At 26.8% G+C, this 4,522-nt stretch carries 5 protein-coding genes; 1 reads left to right on the forward strand and 4 read right to left on the reverse strand.

Features of this window, described 5'->3' with window-relative positions:
* Positions 1-62: 62 nt before the first annotated feature.
* A complete protein-coding gene (locus AC8IG9_RS06130; RefSeq protein ID WP_507425930.1) occupies positions 63-1,634 on the reverse strand; it encodes a DEAD/DEAH box helicase in 1,572 nt (523 codons plus the stop codon).
* A gap of 94 nt (positions 1,635-1,728) precedes the next feature.
* Positions 1,729-2,580, reverse strand: a complete 852-nt coding sequence (locus tag AC8IG9_RS06135; protein WP_507425931.1) for a hypothetical protein — start codon at positions 2,578-2,580, stop codon at positions 1,729-1,731.
* Between the two features lie 126 nt (positions 2,581-2,706).
* Between AC8IG9_RS06135 and AC8IG9_RS06140 the strand changes: the two genes are divergently transcribed.
* Positions 2,707-3,042: an NFACT RNA binding domain-containing protein gene (locus AC8IG9_RS06140; protein ID WP_507425932.1), complete on the forward strand. Its 336-nt coding sequence runs from the start codon at positions 2,707-2,709 to the stop codon at positions 3,040-3,042.
* A gap of 13 nt (positions 3,043-3,055) precedes the next feature.
* Here the strand turns inward: AC8IG9_RS06140 and AC8IG9_RS06145 are convergent, their stop codons facing one another.
* Together AC8IG9_RS06145 and AC8IG9_RS06150 are read right to left on the reverse strand one after the other, a co-directional pair.
* The gene (locus AC8IG9_RS06145) at positions 3,056-4,249 is read right to left on the reverse strand and encodes a major capsid protein (protein WP_507425933.1); all 1,194 of its coding nucleotides are present in this window, start codon (positions 4,247-4,249) and stop codon (positions 3,056-3,058) included.
* A gap of 68 nt (positions 4,250-4,317) precedes the next feature.
* On the reverse strand, positions 4,318-4,522 hold a 205-nt coding region (locus tag AC8IG9_RS06150), incomplete at its 5' end, for a hypothetical protein (protein WP_507425934.1).

Raw genomic sequence — 4,522 nt, forward strand, 5'->3', positions numbered from 1 at the left:
TTTGGTAAAGCTTTTTTTTAAAAAGCTTATTCCTTTTTTGGTAAAGCTTTTTTTTAAAAAGCTTATTCTAAAATACAACAAGTATTTAACTGATCTAAGATACTTTTTTCATTTTCATTTTCAATTATTTCAATTTTCTTGTTATTTTTTATATATTCTATTTTAACATCGTCGTGTTCGTCTAAATTGACACTTTGATTTTGAAAAATAGCATTTTTAAAATGTTCTTTATAAAATTTACGTCTTCCTGCACTTTGTGTTTTATAAACTGAAAAATTGTCTTGAAAATCTATTATCATAGGATTACGTTCAATGTGCATTTTTCTAAACACTCTACCAACCGTCTGCTCGAGCTTTCCACTCTCATTTTTTGTTGCATTTTTTAAATGTCCTATAAACTTTTTAGGAGTTGTTAAAATTAATGTATCTAGATCTTTTTCTGATACACCTTCTGAAAAAGCAGCATATGTAGCCAAAATTACATCACATGCTTTACTTTTTTCTAATTCTGTAATTTTCATAGATCCTAAAAATAATCCATATGTAAAAGTTACATTCAGATCTTTATCCAAAAAACTATAAAGATTTTGCAAATGAGTTCTACGGTCACTTAAAACTAAAATTCTTCTTTGTTCTTTTCTACAATCCTTAATAATTTCTATTATTAATTTATTTCTTTTTTCCATATTAACCAAATCGCTCAACATACTTGTAAACTGAATTGTATTTTGACCAGTAAATCTATTCATTGTACAAATTTCTTTATAATCAGTACTATCTATCTTTAAATTCCTTATAATAGGTGGTTTTCCTTTTCTTTCTTCATTTACTGATTTATATACGATATCACCTACATGCCATTTAAATACATATTCGCACCCATCAGCTCTATTAGGTGTAGCAGATAATCCTATAGTATATTTCGAACATAATTTAAATAATACTTTTGAAAACATTTGAGATGAAATATTATGAGCCTCATCATATATTGATACTGCAAAGTCGCTAAACAATGAATCTGGATAATCTATTCTTGATAAACTTTGCAACATTGCAATAATTATATCTTTACCTTCTACATCAATATTCTTTTGTCCTTGAATAATACCTACTTTGGCATCTGGTAAAAATGCAGCTATTTCATTTTGCCATTGTTTCATCAAAGGAATTTTATTGACTACGATAATAGCTTTCATCTTTAATTTTGATAAAACATATAAAGAACAAAAAGTTTTACCAGCACCTGCTGCCATAGATAAAATCCCTCCACCATTTTCTTTACATGCTTTTATTAAAATATCTGTTGGTTCTTTTTGTTTTTCAAATAATGATCCTTTAAATTTAATTTCATTTTCCCATTCTTTACCAATATAATTAGGCATACAAAGATTAGGTTGTCCATACCGAGAAATTCCAAACATTTTAGGAATATATATTTTGTTTTTTGTTTCAATATAAACTGGAAATGAAGTGTCCTCATTATTATTCTTTATAAATTTAGAATCTACTAAAGGTTTTGCTATTAAAATTTTTTTTAAATCGGTTAATTCTTCTTTTGAAATATTTTCCTTTTTAATTACATAACCTCTTTTTGACAGATACGAAGAATTAGATGGTACTAGTACATTCGACATTTTATTCTTTCTTTATTAATTCTTATTTAACTAATAAAAAATATACAAATTATTCAATTACTTTTTACAGTTTTAAAATACGTTAAAAGCTTAATTAAGCCCATGGTTGTTGTTCTTCAAATACAGGATAAGAACTTTTGTCAGATGGTTTAGAAGATTCGACTTTGCTCATATCATATCTTCTAATTGGATAACATCCTGGTGCTGCTGCTGGTTCAGAAACAGCAACCTTTTGTGCAACTTGAACAATTGGTGCAGCTACTGGTGGTGCTGCTGGTGGTGGAATTGATTCGACTACCTTTTTAATAGCTTCTTCAACTTTTTGAGGAGCTCCTGGAGAAGGTACAATAGCTTGTTCAGCAAGTTGTTTTAAAGCAGTTGCTCCGGTTTCTGTAGTAACATTAGCTGCAACAATGTTGGCAATATTAGCAACAGCAGCTGGAGCAGATGCTTCTTTAGAAACTGCAGCTTGCGCTAATACTTTAACAGCTTCAATAGATTGAGCAGGAGATACTGGAATATTACTTTGAACAACTGGTTCTATTTTAGCACTTGGTGGTGCAGCTGCTGGTGCAGAAATGATAGATGCAGCTGGTGCTGGAATAATTACAGCTGGGACTGCATCTTGTGCAGCTGGAGCAGCAACATTCTCTAAAAATTCCCATAATGGCTTTTTATTAGCAGCGTTCATAGAAATCATAAATGCAAGAGAAAGTAAAATAGCAGTAGATGGACTAAATTGTGCTGTCCAAAGAATTAATGAAAAAATAAAAAGCTTGAAATATTGATTTTCAAATAAAAATAATACTTCACGTGGCAATTTAGGAGCTAATAATCCTGCATATAAAACTAATATAAGATGCAATATACCCTTAAGATAAAATGTTTTTTTAAAAGGGGACATTCTTTGTTCAAGAGTAGAATCGAAATTTTTTATATATTCCATAATAGTTATTATACATTAATAAAATAAAATAATTTTTTAAAAAATAAAATTATACTTTAAATTCTTGATAGTCTGAAATTATTTTATTTGAAAAAATGAAAAAAATCTTATTTTTTATTTTAATTAATGAAAAATTTTACTATATATGTATCAGAAAATGATAAAGAATACAATTTACTTATAGGAGAAACTCAAAAAGAAAATGACACCATTATTAAATCAAGTAATCAAAATGATCTTTGGTTTCATCTAGAAAATATTAGTGGACCACATTTTATATTACAAAATAATGGAGACAAGATACCAAAAAGATACCTAAATCATATAGGAACACTTTTTAGAGAATATAAATCAAAATTACCAAATAGATACTCTATTATCTATACAGAAGTTAAAAATGTTAAACTTACAGATACATTAGGAACTGTTAATGTATCTAAAACTAAAAAAATACTTTTTTAAAAAAAAGTATAGTTTACATGAATTCCATTGTTAAAGCACCATTGTCAATAATCAATACATTATAAGAAATAGCAAAGACATATAAAGTCAAATCTACATTACCAGATGGCAATTTTAAAAATAATGTAATATCGTTAAATTTAGATGCATTTAAAGATCCAGTAGGTTGATTATCTTCTGGTTTAATACTAAATGGCATTGTATAAATATATTTTGTTGGAATTACCGAATGAACATTATCTGGAAATACACTACGATAATAAAACTCTGGAAGACTATCAAAACGTAATTTACCATCTAATAATAAAGAAGCTTCTGTAATTAACGGTGTATCATTTGGTGTTTTAGAATATACAAAATAATTATTATTCTCTATATTTCTATTTTCTACTGCAAAAAATATAAATTCCTTACATGGATAATTAAATCTTAATTTACTACTATACACATCTGTATTATGTAATATCAATTCATCTCCATTATACTGTATCTGTTCTATAATATATTGATGTTTTTCTTTTAAAAATTTTTGCCTTATAATATCATCCAAAAATATGTATTCAGCTATTATATTAGAACTTATAATAGGAACTGGAGGTGGCTCATCACCATCGTAATTTATACATTCTGAAAAATTTTTTAATTTAAAACTTATCTTGATGTCTTGATAAGCCATACATAATAATGGTAATGCACAATTGTATTGTTTTGTAAACCAAAAATCTAAAGGAATAATTAAATCAACATGTTTTCCAGCATTATATTTACTTGCAACATATGTATCTGATTTTAACAACATTAAATTCTTACCTAATTTTTTTGTACTTGATGTTAATTCATCCCAAGCATTACAAAATTGAGGGTAAACTCTATCAACTATCTCTCCACCAATTTGTAATTCTATATAATCCTCAAATATAGCATATCCTAATGTATCAGACCATGATGCATAAGTACCACCATTTTTTACAATAGGTGGTAAACGTATATGCAAATGCATTTTTGATAATAGATCTCCTCTTTTTGGAACATCGCATGTAATTCTTTTACCAAATGTTATATTTTCATTTAATTCTAATTTAGCAGTCTCTGTTGCAAAATTTACATAACGATAATAATTATATTTAAAAATATTTATTTGAGGATCCTTTGTTAAAAAAAGATCTTGTAAACCAACCGCTTGTAATTGTAAAAGACTCGGTGACATCCTTTCTTTATATAAAAACTTATAAAAAAAATTACAACATTTAACAAACTAATTAATTTAAATGTCACCTATTCGGCCTTTTTAACATACCTATTTTTACGCCTTCTTAAACCATAATTAAAAGTTTTTAAATTTTGTTTTAATTCATGAATTAAACGATCATTTATAGAATATTTTTCATTTGTATAGTTTTCTTCCTTTTCATTCAAATCTATATTTTCAAATTCACCTTTATTTTCTGGTATCTTGTCAAGTTTTGTTTTGACAATACAA

The sequence above is a fragment of the Candidatus Allofontibacter sp. genome (assembly GCF_040404065.1).
GTDB lineage: Bacteria > Pseudomonadota > Alphaproteobacteria > Pelagibacterales > Pelagibacteraceae > Fontibacterium.